The organism is Flavobacterium granuli (genome assembly GCF_900129705.1).
GTDB lineage: Bacteria > Bacteroidota > Bacteroidia > Flavobacteriales > Flavobacteriaceae > Flavobacterium > Flavobacterium granuli.
Genome location: NZ_FQWO01000001.1, coordinates 158,005 through 174,242 on the forward strand (window position 1 = coordinate 158,005; position 16,238 = coordinate 174,242).

The 16,238-nt window shown below is 34.8% G+C and carries 14 protein-coding genes; 12 read left to right on the forward strand and 2 right to left on the reverse strand.

The features are described from left to right. Nucleotides 1-17 precede the first annotated feature (17 nt). Nucleotides 18-566 (reverse strand): peptide-methionine (S)-S-oxide reductase MsrA, encoded by a 549-nt coding sequence (gene msrA / locus BUB25_RS00705; RefSeq protein ID WP_072938225.1) that lies wholly within the window; start codon nucleotides 564-566, stop codon nucleotides 18-20. 203 nt (nucleotides 567-769) lie between these two features. On the opposite strand from msrA, the gene BUB25_RS00710 reads away from it, so the two are divergent. From BUB25_RS00710 to BUB25_RS00745, 8 genes are all read left to right on the forward strand, one after another. Further along, complete coding sequence (locus BUB25_RS00710; protein ID WP_072938228.1) at nucleotides 770-1,441, forward strand: ABC transporter ATP-binding protein; 672 nt, start codon at nucleotides 770-772, stop codon at nucleotides 1,439-1,441. 66 nt (nucleotides 1,442-1,507) lie between these two features. Beyond that, the gene (locus BUB25_RS00715; RefSeq protein ID WP_072938231.1) at nucleotides 1,508-2,272 is read left to right on the forward strand and encodes a TIGR02757 family protein; all 765 of its coding nucleotides are present in this window, start codon (nucleotides 1,508-1,510) and stop codon (nucleotides 2,270-2,272) included. Between the two features lie 263 nt (nucleotides 2,273-2,535). Then, a complete protein-coding gene (locus BUB25_RS00720; protein WP_072938234.1) occupies nucleotides 2,536-2,904 on the forward strand; it encodes a response regulator transcription factor in 369 nt (122 codons plus the stop codon). 20 nt (nucleotides 2,905-2,924) lie between these two features. Beyond that, complete coding sequence (locus tag BUB25_RS00725) at nucleotides 2,925-4,031, forward strand: HEAT repeat domain-containing protein (RefSeq protein WP_072938237.1); 1,107 nt, start codon at nucleotides 2,925-2,927, stop codon at nucleotides 4,029-4,031. A gap of 22 nt (nucleotides 4,032-4,053) precedes the next feature. Further along, entirely contained in the window at nucleotides 4,054-5,484 is a 1,431-nt protein-coding gene (locus BUB25_RS00730; RefSeq protein WP_072938240.1) for a glycosyltransferase family 2 protein, read from the forward strand. Nucleotides 5,485-5,494: 10 nt separating this feature from the next. Continuing rightward, a complete protein-coding gene (locus tag BUB25_RS00735) occupies nucleotides 5,495-7,924 on the forward strand; it encodes a sulfatase-like hydrolase/transferase (protein ID WP_072938244.1) in 2,430 nt (809 codons plus the stop codon). Next, nucleotides 7,921-9,186, forward strand: a complete 1,266-nt coding sequence (locus BUB25_RS00740) for a YaiO family outer membrane beta-barrel protein (RefSeq protein WP_072938249.1) — start codon at nucleotides 7,921-7,923, stop codon at nucleotides 9,184-9,186. The genes BUB25_RS00735 and BUB25_RS00740 overlap by 4 nt, the downstream gene beginning before the upstream one ends. 80 nt (nucleotides 9,187-9,266) lie before the next feature. Continuing rightward, nucleotides 9,267-10,619, forward strand: a complete 1,353-nt coding sequence (locus BUB25_RS00745; RefSeq protein ID WP_072938253.1) for a DEAD/DEAH box helicase — start codon at nucleotides 9,267-9,269, stop codon at nucleotides 10,617-10,619. A 67-nt stretch (nucleotides 10,620-10,686) separates the two neighbouring features. Here the strand turns inward: BUB25_RS00745 and BUB25_RS00750 are convergent, their stop codons facing one another. After that, entirely contained in the window at nucleotides 10,687-11,784 is a 1,098-nt protein-coding gene (locus BUB25_RS00750; protein ID WP_072938256.1) for a lactonase family protein, read from the reverse strand. 160 nt (nucleotides 11,785-11,944) lie between these two features. Here BUB25_RS00750 and BUB25_RS00755 point away from each other — a divergent pair, with 160 nt between their 5' ends. The 4 genes from BUB25_RS00755 (at nucleotide 11,945) to BUB25_RS00770 (ending at nucleotide 16,238) form a co-directional block, all read left to right on the forward strand. Further along, nucleotides 11,945-13,873 carry a BatA domain-containing protein gene (locus BUB25_RS00755; RefSeq protein WP_072938259.1) on the forward strand — a complete coding sequence of 643 codons (1,929 nt, stop codon included), beginning with the start codon at nucleotides 11,945-11,947 and terminating at the stop codon, nucleotides 13,871-13,873. 13 nt (nucleotides 13,874-13,886) lie between these two features. Continuing rightward, nucleotides 13,887-15,140, forward strand: a complete 1,254-nt coding sequence (locus BUB25_RS00760) for a dihydroorotase (protein WP_072938262.1) — start codon at nucleotides 13,887-13,889, stop codon at nucleotides 15,138-15,140. Between the two features lie 77 nt (nucleotides 15,141-15,217). Next, nucleotides 15,218-15,544 (forward strand): hypothetical protein, encoded by a 327-nt coding sequence (locus BUB25_RS00765; RefSeq protein ID WP_072938265.1) that lies wholly within the window; start codon nucleotides 15,218-15,220, stop codon nucleotides 15,542-15,544. Between the two features lie 46 nt (nucleotides 15,545-15,590). Continuing rightward, complete coding sequence (locus BUB25_RS00770) at nucleotides 15,591-16,238, forward strand: alpha/beta hydrolase (RefSeq protein WP_072938268.1); 648 nt, start codon at nucleotides 15,591-15,593, stop codon at nucleotides 16,236-16,238.

Below are 16,238 nucleotides of genomic sequence, written 5' to 3' on the forward strand. Positions count from 1 at the left end.
CAAATCCTAATGATCAATTATTTCTTAAGCATATCCTTGTACACTTTTTTCAATTTTTCAATTTTTGGCGTAATGATATAACTACAATAGCCCTGTTCTTGATGCTGATTGTAATAATTTTGATGGTAATCTTCGGCAGGATAAAATAACGTTGCCGGCGAAATTCTAGTTACTATAGGCTTGCCAAATGTATTTTCTTGGGTCAATAATTCAATGTAACTCTCGGAAATTTCTTTTTGATCCTCATCGTGGTAAAAAATTTCACTTCGATATTGCGTGCCCACATCGTTCCCTTGTCTATTTAACGTTGTAGGATCGTGGGTTGCAAAAAATATTTCAAGCAATTCCCCAAAAGAAATTTCATTTGGATTAAAACTAATCTGAATCGCCTCCGCATGATCCGTATCCCCATTGCATATTTCTTTGTAAGTAGGATTTGCCGTTTTTCCGCCTATATAGCCCGAAACAACACTCTCTACTCCTTTTAGTTCTAAAAAAACGGCTTCAGTACACCAAAAACAGCCTCCGGCAAATGTGGCTATTTCCATTTTTTCCTGTGTATTCATTATATTGGTTTTTAATTTTTAATCGTTATCAAAAGAAAAACATTTTCCAATGCAATTCTAAATCTCTTAACAAACAATCTATCAAATTTAGTCTATTAAATAAACCTTAGCCTTTTTTGTTAACTAAAATTTATAATTTGTCTTTTGAAAATTATTCCAAATAATCATCAAAATCTTTGTTTCTTTGTGCAAACAATTTCAAAATGATACAAGCCAAAAATTTACATAAATTCTACGATCAACTTCATGTATTGAAAGGCGTGGATTTACATATCAAAAAAGGAGAAATTGTCTCAATTGTAGGAGCTTCGGGAGCAGGTAAAACCACTCTTTTACAAATTTTAGGAACTTTAGACAAACCCACTGTCGAAAATGGAATCGAATTGCGTATCAATGACGAAGACATTTTGAACATGAACGACAAGACTTTATCCAAATTCAGAAATTTGAATCTAGGTTTTATCTTCCAATTTCATCAATTATTACCTGAATTTACTGCGCTAGAGAATGTTTGTATTCCCGCTTTCATCGCCAATAAATCAAAAAAAGAAACCGAAACAGAAGCCAAAAAATTATTGACTTATCTGGGGCTTTCCCATCGAATGGACCACAAACCCCATGCACTTTCGGGAGGAGAACAACAACGCGTAGCCGTTGCAAGAGCCTTGATCAACAAACCGGCAATCATTTTTGCCGACGAGCCATCCGGAAACCTGGATACTGCCTCAGCCGAAAACTTACATCAATTGTTCTTTAAACTAAGAGACGAATTAGGCCAAACCTTTGTAATTGTTACCCACAATGATGAATTGGCCAATATGGCTGACCGTAAATTAGTCATGGTTGACGGACAAATTAGTCGTCAGGCCCTCTAACTATCGAGCCGAAATAAAAAAATCCGTATCAATCAGTTTACTCTGAGTTATCCGCTTTCCTATACAATGACAAAACTAGAACTCAAAGACTTTCTTGACGAAAAATTCATTCAATACAATACGCTGGATTTTATCGATAGTGATCCTGTGCAAATTCCACATCTCTTTTCTCAAAAAGAAGACATAGAAATTGCTGGTTTTTTGAGTGCTACCATTGCTTGGGGCAATCGCAAAATGATCATAAAAAATTCACATCGAATGATGGATCTGATGGGCAACACGCCTTATGATTTTGTGATGTCGCATTCTCCATCTGATTTAGAGCGATTGGATAGCTTTGTTCATCGCACTTTTAACGGAGAAGATTTCACTTTTTTCATTCAAAGCTTAAAGAATATTTACCAAAATCACCATGGTTTAGAAAGCATTTATTCTAAAAATCAAGAACCGGAATCATTGCAAAAAAGCATCTCGGAATTCAAAAAAGTTTTTTTTGAAATTCCACATCAATACCGCACGCAAAAACATGTTTCGGATCCAATGAACAATTCGGCCGCAAAAAGAATCAATATGTTTTTAAGGTGGATGGTGCGCCAAGACAATAAAGGCGTTGATTTAGGAATATGGAAAACCATTTCTCCTGCTGCGTTATCCTGTCCGCTTGATGTACATTCAGGAAATGTAGCCCGAAAACTGGGCTTATTATCCCGAAAACAAAATGATGCAAAAGCACTTGCCGAACTAGATGCACAACTTCGAAAATTAGATCCAAAAGATCCGGCTAAATATGATTTTGCTTTATTTGGGTTGGGTGTTTTTGAAGGGTTTTAATTGTATCAAAAAAACTCCTAAACTTAGAACTACCAGATTTTGTATAAATAACAAAAAACAATAATAACAGCATTAAAATCAAGGATGTAGCATAAATATTATATTACAAATCCAATAACAACTGTTTTTTATCGTCTTTTTTTGCTTTTTATCGATATTGCAATGAAAATTTGATTAAATTTGATTGTAATTATTGGAATTAAATATACAACAACACTATTCCAACTATTCAAAATTAATACCACAATTTAAAAAGAACAGAAATGAGTGAATCTAGAAAAATACTTTTAGCAGAAGACAATTCAATACTCTCATTATTGCTAAAATTCAAATTAGAAAAGGCAGGATACGATCTTATTATTGCAGAAAACGGTAAAGAAGCCATAGAAATAATAGAAAAACAAAAACCCGAAATTATTCTCACTGATGTAATGATGCCTTTTGTCAGCGGCTTGGAAATAATCAGTCATGTAAGAAACAAACTGGATCTTATAACTCCCGTTATCGTTTTCTCATCTGCAGGTCAGGAGGAAATGGTTCTCAATGCTTTTAATCTGGGCGCTACTGATTTCATGGCCAAACCATTTAGCCCAAACGAATTAGTTATCCGAATCAAAAGGTTATTACAATAGAAAACTAAGTTTAGCAAATTATGGTAAACCTATATCAAAATATTGTTGATTATCTCAAAAACGCACCCGAAGTCATTCAATTCCTATGGGCTTTGATTACTACTTTGATACTTATAATATGCAGCTTGATCCTTTATTTAAAACACTCAAGATCAAGACTCAGGATCAAAGAAAGAATCCAGAAAGTCTACCAAAAAAAATATGAATCTGATTTGATAGAGTATTTGTATGCTGGCAATGAGGATAACGAAATCAGTGTTGAACAACAACAAATTGTCAATTATTTCAAAAAATGTTCTACCAATAGACTGAAAAGGAAACTTATCATTACCACTTTGCTGAAACTACGAAATGAAATTTCAGGTGAAACGGCAGATGCCATTCAAAAGCTTTATTATCAAACCGAAATGATGAATTCAGCCGCTGCCAAGTTGAAACATAAAAAATGGAATGTGGTGGCAAGAGCGATAAATGAGTTGACACAATTTGAGATTAAAGAAGTCCATGACCAGATTATTCAGTTGATAAATCATCCTAAAAGGGAAGTTCGTAAGGAAATACAAATGTATTTAGTCAAATTATTCCATTTTGAAGGCCTTGATTTTTTAAATATTTTGACCACTCCTTTGTCTGAATGGGATCAAATTCAATTATTAGAAATTCTTCAAAAATTTGATGACCAAGAGATTCCAGATATCACAAACTGGTTAAATTCTTCAAATGATTCAGTTGCCTTTTTTGCTTTAAAACTGGCTAAAATATACAATCAATTTGAAGCAAAGGATGCCATTATAAGCCTTCTGTATCACCCTGAAAAGGAAATGAGAATTGAAGCAATTGGTGTTTTGTCTCATATGGGCGCCATTGAAGCTGTTGCTATTTTGAAGAATAATTTTGATCAATTGAGCCTTGACGAACAAATTGCTTTTTTTAAAATGATGGAAAACATGCATGAAGCCCATGACGAAGAATTCATCATACCCTTTATGAATCATGTAAATTTTGATATCAGAGTTTCAGCGATGAAAATCGTAAAAGCAATTGAAATCAAAAAGCCAAATGCTTTCAAAATAATCCCATCTGAAAAAAAATATCCCGAAAACACTGCCTTAATCAAAGCCAGTTAACTTCAACTACACTGCAATTCTAATGATAATAGATCTGATTCAATACTTCTTTTTTGGATTTGCATTTACGGCAATAGTATCCTATATCTTATTAGCAATAATCTCTGCATTTGAAACAGTAGATTATATGAAGAAAAACAGCTTTGTAAATTACAAAGAAATACTGTCATCGTCCATTTCACCCTCTGTTTCAATTATTGCCCCAGCCTATAATGAAACCTTAAACATTGTTGAGAATGTGCGTTCCTTATTGTCTAATCATTATGTCAACTACGATGTAATCATAGTAAATGACGGAAGTAAAGATGACAGCCTTGAAAAACTCATAAAAGCTTATGATCTGGTTAAGGTTGAATACCTTATTAACGACCAAATTCAAACAAAACCACTGAGAGCAGGTGTTTTTAAATCAACCAATCCTGCTTTTGAAAAATTAGTTGTGGTAGACAAAGAGAATGGCGGAAAAGCAGACGCTTTAAACATGGGACTAAACATCAGCTCTAATAAGTATGTTGCCTGTATTGACGTCGATTGTTTATTACTGGAGGATGCATTGCAAAAGATGGTTAAACCTTTTTTGGAAAACACCGATTCCAAAGTAATTGCCGCCGGAGGTGTTATTCGTATTGCTAATTCCTGTGTCATCAAAGACGGAAAATTACTGGATATTAATCTGCCGAGAAACTTAATTGTACGAGGACAAATTTTAGAATACCTAAGAGCTTTTCTGCTAGGAAGAATGGCTTGGAGTAAACTTAATGGTTTATTGGTTATTTCGGGCGCCTTTGGTTTATTCGATAAAAAAACAGCGATTGAAGTTGGCGGCTATGATACCAAAACCGTTGGAGAAGATATGGAAATCATCGTAAGAATGAGAAGACATATGGAAGAGCAAAAAATAAAATACAAAGTGGCTTATATTCCGGATCCGCTTTGCTGGACAGAAGCTCCGGACAATTATAAAATATTCATTTCGCAAAGAAACCGATGGACCAGAGGAACTATTGAGACCTTAAAAAAGCATCGAAAAATAGGATTCAACAGGAAATACAATACTTTGGGAATGATCAGTTACCCTTACTGGTTGATATACGAAAGACTCGCTCCCATAATCGAAGTTCTGGGGATATTCTATTTCTTATTTCTTTTGATCAATAACAACATCAAATGGGATTATGCCATTGCATTCATTGTTTTGTGTTATTTATTTACGGTAATGTTCTCCATTATTACTATTATTACTGAAGAACTTACTTATCATCAATACAAGAAAAAAGGGATTGGTATTCGATTGATAATGACGGCCTTCCTAGAGCCTTTTACAAATCATCCTTTTATTGTATATGCTGCCATTAAAGGTAACTTTGATTACTATTTTAACAAGAAAATAAAATGGGGAGAAATGACTCGAAAAGGGATGTCAAATGATTCAATTTCCAAAATAAAAATATAATAATTAAAATATGAAGATTAGGCTTCTATTAAAAAACTCTTTCCCCCATCTTTACTTAACCTTTGCCTTACTATTTACATTTTGGTCTCTGAGCATTTTTGAAATATACAGCAAAAGCACAAACGGAATTCACTCTACAGATTTAATCACAAATCTATTCTATAAATTACTTAATGATTTTGGAACAGCATTAGTAATTGGGCTGCTGTTTTTTCCGATATACATTGCCTTTTATTTTCTAAGAAAACCATGGAGCGTAACTGCAATTAAAATCCTATTTTCTATAATAGTTATTGGTCAATTTGCCTTGGTCAAATACAATCTTACCACTCTGGTAAATCTGGGCGCAGATATTCTGGGCTATTCTATCGATGATATGTACACTACTGTTACAGCATCTGAATCGCTTTCCTACCTTTATTTCTTTCCATTTGTTGTTTTTCCGCTTCTATTTCTGGGCATTAATAATCTTTTGGTTAAATATGCTAATCCAAATGTAATCTATGCGTTTTCAACTGTTTTCATCCTGCTCTTTGTCGGTTTAAAATATTCGATCCCCGAAATTTCTGATTCCAGTTATCAAAACAAACTGTCTTTTTTCACTACAGATATCATCCGATTTCAATCCGATAAAAATGTATTTACTGCGGCTGATTTGTTCTATAAAAAAGAATATCCTTTGGTTCAACCCTTTAATTCTTCGCCTGATGTATTAGCTCCATTTTTTGAAATTAAAGAAGAAAAACCAAATATCGTGATGATTATCGTAGAAGGATTAGGCGCTGAGTTCATTGGGAAAAATCAATATCGGGGCTTTACTCCTTATCTGGATTCTTTAATTCCAAAATCATTGTATTGGGAAAACTTTGTCAGTAATGCAGGTCGAACTTTTGGCGCATTGCCTTCTATATTGGGTTCATTGCCTTATGGCGAGAAAGGTTTTCTGGAAATGAATCCTCTTCCTTCGCATATTTCTCTTGTCAGTATTTTAAAAGCTAATGAATATACTACCTCTTTTTATTGCGGAGACGAATCCAGTTTTGACCGAAAAATAAATTTCCTCGAATACAACGGTATCGAGAATGTCATAGACGTAAATAAATTTGGTCCTGGTTATGTTAAAACCAAAGAAAACTCGGGTGGTTTTTCTTGGGGCTATCCAGATGATGAAATCTTCAAAAAAACACTCAGCGAATTAGATTCAAAAAAACTTCCGCGCCTCGATGTTATCATGACACTGACTAACCACGAACCTTTTGATTTTCCTTCAAAACAGGAATATCTAAAAAAAGTGGATAAGATCATTAATTCGAATAGAACACTTGAGGTGTCAAAATCAGAAGTTAATACCTATAAAGATATATTTGCTTGTCTGCTATACACCGATAATTCTATCAAAAATTTCATGGAGTCCTATTCGAAAAGGCCTGAATTCCAAAATACTATTTTTGTAATTACCGGGGATCACCGTTTGATTCCTGTTGCCCAAAAAGATAAATTATGCCGCTTTCACGTTCCGTTGTACATTTATAGCCCTTTGTTGAAAAAACCGCAATCCTTCAAATCCGTTTCTTCCCATTGGGACATAACCCCAAGTTTGCTGTCGTTTTTAATGAATAATTACAAGATGAACAAAATGGAAAAAACCACTTGGATGAGTTCCGGTTTAGATACTGTCCAGAAATTCAGGAACATTCACAAAATCCCTATTATGCAAAATAAAGGAAGCATTAATGAACTGATTTACAAAGACTATTTGTATTCTAATGGTGATTTATTCAAAATAAACGAAAATTTTGACCTGGCAAAAGTCAATGACAAAGTGATGTTGAAAACCATGGCTGATACGCTAAATGAGGCTAAAAGACTAAATGCCTATCTGACACAGAAAAACAAAATCATCCCGAATGCTATTAATACTTACACTAAACCCGCTTTTGAATTCTCTAAAGAAGATTTGGAAAAAATCAAAAAACTAACCAAGGGATTAACCTACGATGAGATATTTTTTCTTGCTCGTGACTTTGCTTTCAACAAAGAACGGGACAAAGCGAGATTACTATGCAACTATATTTTGAATGAATTTCCTAATTATGCCGATGTAAGAACCTTAAAAGGACGAACCTTAGCTTGGGATAAAAACTACTCCAAAGCTGAAACTGAATTACTGGAAGTAGTCAAAAGAACGCCTTATTACAACGATAGCTATCTTGCTTTAATGGATTTATATTGGTGGACAGATCAAGATCCAAAAGGAATTTTGATAGCCAAAAAAGGACTCAAAAACAAAGTTGCCAATCCTGAATTAGGTATAAAACTAGCGCAAGCCTACAAGCGAACCAATAAGCTCACATTAGCCAATAAAGTAATTGACAGTGTCATAAAAAAACATCCTACAGAAAAAGAATTTGTTAAAATAAAAAAAACCTTCGTAAAATGATATCCAAAAAAATAGTTCAATTACCATTTTTGCTTTGCTTCGCAATGGTTTTCCAAATCTATGGCCAAGAAAACAAATACAATGGCAATCCGGACGCTTCATTTGAAACCGCCCGCAATCTGGCTTTCAACCAGCAACGCAAGCAAGCACAAGATACCTTATCTCATATTTTAACCAAGTATCCCGATTATCACGATATTCGAGAATTTTTGGCTACAACCTATTCTTGGGACGCGGATTATAGAAAAGCCCAGAAAGAATTCAAATCTATTTTAGACAAAGATTCCCAAAGAAAAAGCACTTGGATAGCTGCCATTAAAAATGAAATATGGGCTGACAAACCTTATGTTGCAATCGAAATGACATCTCAGGCATTGAAAATTTTCCCTGAAGATCCGGAACTATTATACGTCAAAGCGACTGCACAAGAAAACACCAACAATCCTTTGGACGCCTTCAGTACCATCCAATCCATTTTAGACAAAAATCCGGAAGATCAAAAAGCCAATGAATATAAAATTAGCTTAAATCAGGAACTTAGAAAAAATGCCTTCGGAATAAAATCGAGTGTTGATGTCTATTCAAAGGTTTTTGATCCTATGCAATACCATACGCTTAAACTAAGCCGACTTACAAAATATGGAAGCATAATAGGAAAACTTAACTTAAGCAGAAGATTCAATGAAAATGGCGCCCAGTTTGAAGTCGATTTATATCCTAAAATCACCAAAGGTTTATATGCCTATCTGAATTTAGGCTTAGCAAACACTTTTCTTTTCCCCGATGTTAGATACGGCGCGGAGCTATACAAATCTTTACCGCACAGTTTAGAGGTTTCCCTTGGTTTCCGAACTTTAAAATACAGCAGTACCACAAATATCTACACAGGAGCATTGGGTTGGTACACCGGAAATAGCTACTGGTCGTTTCGCCCTTACTTTACTCCAGGAGATGGAGGAACAAGCACATCAGCGGCATTAAATTATCGGAAATACCGTTCTAATGCGGAGAATTATATCAGTTTTTCCTACAGCATGGGAGTTTCTCCGGAAATAAACCAATTTAAGTTTGACACCGCAGATGCCGAAATCATAAACCTAAAAACTCAGCGTTTCAATATCGGTTATTATTTCACTACCGCTAAGAACAAAAATGCTTGGGGCGCACAATTTGATGTTGCCCATCAAGAAATCAGCTTTGATCCGGGAAACTATTTTTGGATTTATTCCCTAAATTTATCCTGGGATTTGAAATTCAAATAGCATCAATGAAAAGCATCCATTAAAAATGAAAATCAATCATTACTTTCAAAAAGACTATCTTTGCAAAAAATATACGTTTTATGACCACTTTCGAGCAATTAAATCTTCCAAAATCAGTCCAAAAAGCAATTGACGATTTAGGATTTACTTCCCCAACCCCTATTCAGGAAAAAACTTTTTCTGTGATAATGTCAGGTCGTGATATGATGGGAATTGCACAAACCGGAACCGGAAAAACATTTGCCTATTTATTACCTTTATTAAAGTTATATAAATTTACTCCGGGGCAACATACCCCAAAAATAGTAATCCTTGTCCCTACTCGTGAACTTGTGGTTCAAGTGGTGGAAGAGGTAGAAAAACTGACTAAATACATGTCTGTTAGAACCATCGGAATTTTTGGTGGTGTAAATATCAATACCCAAAAAACAACCGTTTATCAAGGTTGTGATATACTGGTAGGAACTCCGGGAAGAATCATGGATTTGACTTTGGACAATGTGATTCGTTTTGAAGAAATGCAAAAACTGGTAATTGATGAATTTGACGAAATGTTGAATTTAGGTTTCCGCACCCAGTTGACAGCTATTTTGGCTATGATGCCAAAAAAACGTCAGAACATCTTATTTTCGGCAACCATGACTGATGAAGTAGATGGCATTTTGAATGATTATTTTGATTATCCGGAAGAAGTTACCCTTTCTGCGTCAGGTACACCTTTGGAAAACATCAAACAAATTACGTATAATGTTCCCAATTTCAATACCAAAATAAACCTGCTTAAACATTTATTACAAAACAATGACGACATGAGTCGTGTTTTGGTATTTGTCAATAATAAGAAAATTTCCGATATGGTTCACGAACGTATCGAGGAAGATTTTGAAGGACAATTTGGAGTAATCCACTCCAATAAATCGCAAAATTACCGTTTGAGCACGATGGCTTCGTTTCAAGAAGGTGATCTACGTGGTCTGATTACAACTGATATTATGGCCAGAGGATTGGATATTTCGAATATCACACACGTAATCAACTTCGAGATGCCAGAAATGCCGGAATTATACATGCACCGTATTGGTAGAACAGGTCGTGCAGATGCAACCGGTACTGCCATCAGTTTTATAGCGCCTCGCGAAGAAGAGTTCAAAGTGGAAGTCGAAGTATTGATGAACATGGAATTATCTATCGAAGCATTCCCTGAAGAAGTAGAAATTTCATTGAAATTGATTGAACCGGAAAAAGACAGACAGCCGATTAAGTTTTTAATGAAAAAACAAAAACTGGAAGGTGACGGCGCATTTCAAGAGAAAAGTAAGAAGAATAAAAAAGTCAACTTGGGAGGTCCTGGTGTAACCAAGAAAAAAACACATGGTTCTGTCAACAGAAATATGCTGAAAAACCAAGCTGCCAAAAAGAAGAAAAAGAAATAAGTTTACCAAAGCCTAAAAAATGAGATTTCTTTTTTAGGCTTTTTTATTTAAACGTGTCCCTTAAAATCTAATTCTTAGCAAAAATCAGACAAACCGGTGCGCACAAAGCAATTCTTTTACCTGTATCAGTAATCGCTCCTGTAGTTTTATTGCGCTTAAAGATAACGACATCATTTGTATATTGATGGGCTACCAAAAGGAAGTTTCCGCTAGGATCAATCGCAAAATTACGAGGTCCTTTGCCCAAAGTACTGGTTTGCCCTTTAAATTCCAATTTTCCGTTTTTAGCAATTTTAAAAATCGAAATATCATTTGCCGTTCCACGATTAGTTGCATACAAAAATTTCCCGTCAGGCGAAATGTGTATGTCGGCTGTGCCAATAACGCCTTTAAAATCTTTAGCGATAACAGTCGTTTCATCTACTTTTGTCAATTTCCCTTTGGCATAACTAAAAACAGTTAGACTACCATCCAGTTCTTGCAACAAATAAACATATTTACCATCCTTGCCAAAAGTAAGATGTCTTGGACCACTACCCGCTTTTACTGAAATACTATCTGTAATTTTCAAAACTTCTTTATCCGCATTTGGATTGTATTGGTACGTATATACTTTATCATTACCTAAATTATTGGACAAAACATACTTTTTATCCGGAGAAAAATATACCATATGCGTATGGGACTTTCCTTGGTTTTGGGCATGCTGTTCTACCAGTTGTTTGGCTTCGGCAATACTTCCGTCATTATTTTTTCCAAAAACGCTGATGTTTCCGCCCGAATAATTGGCAACAATGACATTTTTATCATCATTAATGATATAGCAGGGATCAGCTCCTATTGAATTTTGCTTATTGATAAAATCAAATTTCCCGCTTGACGGATTGAATCCAAAAGAACTAACAGCGCTTTCGTTTCCGTCTTCATTTACAGCATAGACAAACTTATTGTCCTTTGAAACCGTCAGATAACTTGGATTCACCACATTCTTACTGCTATTCTTAAAATGGAAATCTCCGGATTCAGCATCAAAATCATACACATAGATTCCCTTGCTTTCGCATCCTTTAGTATAGGTTCCAATAATCAAATTTTGTTTGCTTTTTTGTGCCTGGAGGTTCGAAAACACTAAAATTAAAAGGAGAACAGATAAGGTTTTTTTCATGTTAAAATTTTTATTAAAAAAGCTAAATTACAGAATGATTTTCATTTATTTGTTTCTTTTAAAATTTATAACAACTTCCTTAAAAACTGTCCGCAAATTTGTATTTTTGACAATAAACTTCACCAAGAATATAATCCGGTGAAGAAAACCCAACCAAAAAATGCAGTTTAAACATCCCGAAATTCTGTACTTTCTCTTCTTATTGATTGTTCCAATTTTGGTTCATTTATTTCAATTTCGCCGATTCAAAAAAGAATATTTCACTAATGTTCGATTCCTTTCGGCACTTTCTGTTCAAACCAGAAAAAGTTCCAAAATCAAAAAATGGTTGCTTTTGGGCTCTCGATTATTATTCATGCTGTTCCTTATTCTGGCATTTGCCCAGCCTTTTTTCGAGGCAAAAGACAATAGCAATGCAACCAATGAAATGTACATTATTCTGGACAATTCCTTCAGCATGCAAGCCAAAGGGAAAAAAGGAGAATTGCTTAGACGTTCCGTTCAGGAATTACTCGAAAACACGCCCGAAAACGCAACTTTCTCTTTGATTACTAATTCTGAAACTTATTGGAACACCGATATAAAATCGATCCAGAATTCGTTACAAAACCTTAAATACAGTGCTTTACCGTTCCAGTTAGATCAGCTGATGGCAAAAGTAAAGTCGCATAAATCTGCTTTCAAAAAAGACATTGTGATTATCACTGACGCAGTAGGTCTTGACAAAAAACAGCTAAAAAACAACGACAAAAACGAGCTAACTTATTTCATAATCCCAAAAGCGGAACAAAAAAACAATGTTGCTATTGATAGCGTTTCCATCCATGAAACATTGGAAAATTTCTATGAAATAAACGTTGAATTATCTAATTATGGTGATGATTTTAAACCTATTCCAATTGCAATTTACAACGGCAATAAACTCATTGCAAAAACATTGGTACAATTTGACACTAAAAAGAAAAGTCAGTTTTTTACCATTCCAAAACAGGATTTTCATGGTTCTGTTTCCATAACCGACAATAGTTTAGAATACGACAATACGCTATATTTCAGTATTTCAAAAACAAAAAAAGTCAACATTATCAGTATTGGAGAGGCCGAAAAGAGTAATTTCTTAAGCCGAATTTATACCGCTGATGAATTCAATTTCAGTAATTCAACTCTAGCTTCACTGGATTACAACAGCCTGGAAAAACAGGATGTCATTCTATTGAATGAAATTGACGAAATTCCGCAAGCCTTACAAATCACTTTGAAATCTTTTGTGGAAAAAGGCGGAAATCTTGTTTTTATTCCTTCTTCGAAAAATACGGTGGCCAACATAAACTCCTTTTTGTCTCATTTTGGAACCGCTCAATTCAAGCCTTTGAAAAATGTAGAAAAACTGATTAGTAAAATCAATTTCAACCATCCGCTGTTTGCTTCGGTATTTGAAAATAAGATCAGTAATTTTCAATACCCAAAAACAAACGCTTCATTTGAAATAGCAGCTTCAGGTCCAGCCGCTTTATACAATGACGATCAAAGTCCGTTTTTGACCGCTTTGTCTAAGCCGGCTTCAACTGTATATATTTTTTCGGCACCAATAAATAGTATTAATTCTAATTTTCAACAGTCTCCTTTGATTGTTCCTGTTTTTTATAAAATAGCAATGAGCAATCAAAAAAATGCAGTAACAGCTTTAACAATAGGGAATCAGCAAGCTTTTTTTACAGATGTTCTGTTATCAAAAGATGCGGTTCTCTCAGTCAGAAACGCGACAGAACAATTTATTCCTGTTCAACAAATTCTAAACAACAAGGTAAAACTGATTTTTAATGATTATCCGCTCCAAGCCGGAAATTTTGAAATTTACAATCAAAAAACGCCTGTGGAGAATATCAGTTTTAATTACAGCAGAACCGAAAGCAATTGGGCCGATGCCAATGAAAATATACTTTCTGATTACAAAATAATTGATTCCATAGCCACCGTCTTTAATACGATAGAAACCGAACGAACAGACAATCAAATTTGGAAATGGTTTGTTATCTTTGCACTGCTCTTTCTGATAATCGAAATGGCAATTTTAAAATTCCTGAAATAAAAAATATCTATATATGAAATTAATCATCCGAGAAGCAAAAATTATCGATCCAACAAGTCCTTTTCACGACAAGACAGTAGATATTTTAATTGTAGATGGTTTTATTGAAAAAATTGGTACTTCATTAGCCAACGAAGAAAATGCAGATGAGATAAAACTCGACAATTTACATGTTTCTCAAGGCTGGTTTGACAGCAGTGTTTCTCTTGGAGAACCTGGTTTTGAAGAAAGAGAAACGATCGAAAACGGTTTGACTGTAGCAGCAAAAAGCGGATTTACCGCAATTGCCTTGCAGCCCAACTCCTTCCCCATCATTGACAATCAATCGCAAATAAATTTTGTAAAAAATAAAGCAAATGGCAGCGCTACCCAACTTTTCCCAATAGGCGCTTTGACAAAAGGAAGTGAAGGAAATGACATGGCTGAATTATTTGACATGAAAAAGGTTGGAGCCGTGGCTTTTGGAGATTACAATAAAAGTCAAAACAACGCCAATTTATTAAAAATTGCCTTGCAATATGTTCAGGATTTTGACGGATTGCTAATCGCTTTTCCTCAAGACGAAAAAATAAAAGGAAATGGCGTGGCCAATGAAGGAATTGTCTCAACCCGATTGGGATTGAAAGGAATTCCAAACCTAGCCGAAGAATTACAAATTGCCCGAAATTTATTCTTACTCGAATATACTGGAGGAAAATTACACATTCCTACCATTTCAACCGCAAAATCAGTACAATTAATCAAAGAAGCCAAAGCAAAAGGACTGCAAGTGAGTTGCAGTGTAGCGGTACATCACTTGGTAATGACAGATGAAAAACTGGAAGGTTTTGATACCCGCTTCAAAGTTTCACCTCCTTTGCGAACAGAGCAAGACCGACAAGCTTTACTGCAAGGAATATTAGACAATACCATTGACATGATTACATCTGACCATAACCCGATGGATATTGAGCACAAAAAGATGGAATTTGACATGGCCAAAAACGGCACAATTGGTCTGGAAAGTGCTTACGGAGCATTGATGAGCGTTTTACCATTAGAAAAAGTGATCGAAAAACTGACAGCCGGAAAAACAATTTTTGGAATCAAAAACGCGGCTATTGAAGAAGGTGCTAAAGCAAGCATCAGTTTATTTAATCCTGAAGGCCAAAGTATTTTTACCAAAGAAAGCATTTTATCGAAATCAAAAAACTCCGCTTTTCTGGGAATGGAAATGAAAGGTAAGGTTTATGGAATTTTAAATCAGGAAAAATTAATTTTAGCATAAAAAACTGTAATTAGCACACGGTCATTTTAATATCATGAAGCGTATTACAACCAACATAAAATAACAGAAAACTTACTATGAATAACAATATTGAACAGGGAAAAACAGCCGCAATTACAAGCTATATATTAGGTATAGGCGTTTTTATTGCGATGTCAATGAACTCTGAAGATAAAAATAGCTTTGCCTCTTTTCACATTCGTCAAGGTCTGGGACTAACATTAACTTTCATTTCATTAGGATTAATTATTAGCAATTTTGACAGTTTAATGATCTCAGCCCCCATGTGGATTTGTATTTCCATTTTATGGTCGTATGGCATTTTTAGTGCCATAAAAGGCGAAACAAAACCTGTCCCTTTATTGGGCAATCTTTTTCAAAAATGGTTTGCAACGATCTCTTAAATCAATAACAAAACTGCAGAACACAACCTCAATTTAAACTTAATAAATGAGCACTTTATCTCTTGACTATCTCATTAGAGAACCCAAAATAAAATTAGCCAAAAATCCACTAATTCTTTTATTGCACGGATACGGCAGCAACGAACAGGATTTATTTTCGTTTGCAGATGAACTGCCAGATGAATATTATGTAATATCCGCCCGTGCGCCTTATGATTTGCAATATGGCAGTTATGCTTGGTACGCCATCAATTTTGATGCAAATCAAAATAAATTCTCAGACAACGAACAAGCCAAATCTTCCAGGGATTTAATTGCCCGTTTTTTAGAAGAATTGATTGCAAATTTCCCTATTGACGCTAACGATGTTACTTTAATCGGTTTTAGTCAAGGTGCCATTTTGAGTTATGCCGTTGCCTTATCTTATCCCGAAAAAATTAAAAATGTGATTGCTTTAAGCGGTCATATCAGCGAGCCGGCATTAGACGAAAATTACCTGAAAAACGATTTATCTAAACTTAAAATTTTTGCTTCTCATGGAACTGTGGACCAAGTCATACCAGTTGATTGGGCCAGAAAAACAAAACCGTTTTTGGACAAATTAGGAATTGATTCTATTTATAAAGAATATCCTATTGGTCATGGCATATCGCCTCAACTGTTTCATGACTTCAAGAAATGGTTAACAGAATAA

Bases quoted from the DNA above. Each gene is read 5' to 3' on its own strand.
- BUB25_RS00710 (WP_072938228.1), top strand. From the start codon at position 770: ATGATACAAGCCAAAAATTTACATAAATTCTACGATCAACTTCATGTA.
- BUB25_RS00735 (WP_072938244.1), top strand. From the start codon at position 5,495: ATGAAGATTAGGCTTCTATTAAAAAACTCTTTCCCCCATCTTTACTTA.
- BUB25_RS00760 (WP_072938262.1), top strand. From the start codon at position 13,887: ATGAAATTAATCATCCGAGAAGCAAAAATTATCGATCCAACAAGTCCT.
- BUB25_RS00750 (WP_072938256.1), bottom strand. From the start codon at position 11,784: ATGAAAAAAACCTTATCTGTTCTCCTTTTAATTTTAGTGTTTTCGAAC.
- BUB25_RS00755 (WP_072938259.1), top strand. From the start codon at position 11,945: ATGCAGTTTAAACATCCCGAAATTCTGTACTTTCTCTTCTTATTGATT.
- BUB25_RS00720 (WP_072938234.1), top strand. From the start codon at position 2,536: ATGAGTGAATCTAGAAAAATACTTTTAGCAGAAGACAATTCAATACTC.
- BUB25_RS00725 (WP_072938237.1), top strand. From the start codon at position 2,925: ATGGTAAACCTATATCAAAATATTGTTGATTATCTCAAAAACGCACCC.
- BUB25_RS00730 (WP_072938240.1), top strand. From the start codon at position 4,054: ATGATAATAGATCTGATTCAATACTTCTTTTTTGGATTTGCATTTACG.
- BUB25_RS00770 (WP_072938268.1), top strand. From the start codon at position 15,591: ATGAGCACTTTATCTCTTGACTATCTCATTAGAGAACCCAAAATAAAA.
- BUB25_RS00740 (WP_072938249.1), top strand. From the start codon at position 7,921: ATGATATCCAAAAAAATAGTTCAATTACCATTTTTGCTTTGCTTCGCA.
- BUB25_RS00715 (WP_072938231.1), top strand. From the start codon at position 1,508: ATGACAAAACTAGAACTCAAAGACTTTCTTGACGAAAAATTCATTCAA.
- msrA (WP_072938225.1), bottom strand. From the start codon at position 566: ATGAATACACAGGAAAAAATGGAAATAGCCACATTTGCCGGAGGCTGT.
- BUB25_RS00765 (WP_072938265.1), top strand. From the start codon at position 15,218: ATGAATAACAATATTGAACAGGGAAAAACAGCCGCAATTACAAGCTAT.
- BUB25_RS00745 (WP_072938253.1), top strand. From the start codon at position 9,267: ATGACCACTTTCGAGCAATTAAATCTTCCAAAATCAGTCCAAAAAGCA.